Consider the following 783-nt stretch of genomic DNA (forward strand, 5'->3'; position numbering starts at 1 on the left):
CCCTGGCTCAAGCTGATTTTCGGCTCCCAGCCGAGATTGGCCCTGGCAAAGGAGATGTCCGGCTTGCGTTGCCTGGGATCGTCGACGGGCAGCGGCCGATGCACGATCTTCGATCGGGCGTTGGTGTAATCGACGACCAGCGTCGCCAGTTCCATGATGGTGAATTCGGCAGGGTTGCCGAGATTGACCGGGTGGGCGGGCGCGTTCGGCGCATTCATCAGCCGGATAAAGCCCTCGATCAGGTCGTCGGCATAGCAGAAGGAGCGCGTCTGCTGGCCGCTGCCATAGACGGTCAGGTCCTCGCCGCGCAGCGCCTGGACGATGAAGTTCGAAACCACACGTCCATCGTCGGGCTGCATGCGGCGACCGTAGGTGTTGAAAATGCGGGCGACACGAATATCGAGACCATAGGTTCTCGAATAATCGAAGAACAGGGTTTCGGCCGAGCGCTTGCCTTCATCGTAGCAGGAGCGCGGCCCGTGCGTGTTGACGTTGCCGAAGTAGCTCTCGGGCTGTGGATGCACGAAGGGATCGCCATAGACTTCGGACGTCGAGGCCTGGAATATCTTGGCCTTGTTCTGTCGCGCGAGTTCCAGAAGGTTCAGCGAGCCAAGCACGCTTGTCTTGAAGGTGTGGATCGGATCTGCCTGGTAGTGCGGCGGAGAGGCTGGGCAGGCGAGATTGTAGATCTCGTCGCACTGAAGGTCCGAAGGCAGTGCATCGACGATGTCGTGCTCGATGCAGCTGAAGCTCGGATTGCGCTGAAGGGCATTGAGATTGTAT

The 783-nt window shown here is 59.8% G+C and carries 1 protein-coding gene; it reads right to left on the reverse strand.

Going from position 1 to position 783, the window contains the following annotated elements:
• A partial coding sequence (locus EN932_RS37275; protein ID WP_164890905.1) for a UDP-glucuronic acid decarboxylase family protein occupies positions 1–740 on the reverse strand: 740 nt, incomplete at its 3' end.
• Positions 741–783 lie beyond the last annotated feature (43 nt).

Source organism: Mesorhizobium sp. M7A.F.Ca.US.002.01.1.1 (assembly GCF_004022955.1).
In the GTDB taxonomy this organism is placed as follows: Bacteria; Pseudomonadota; Alphaproteobacteria; order Rhizobiales; family Rhizobiaceae; genus Mesorhizobium; species Mesorhizobium ciceri.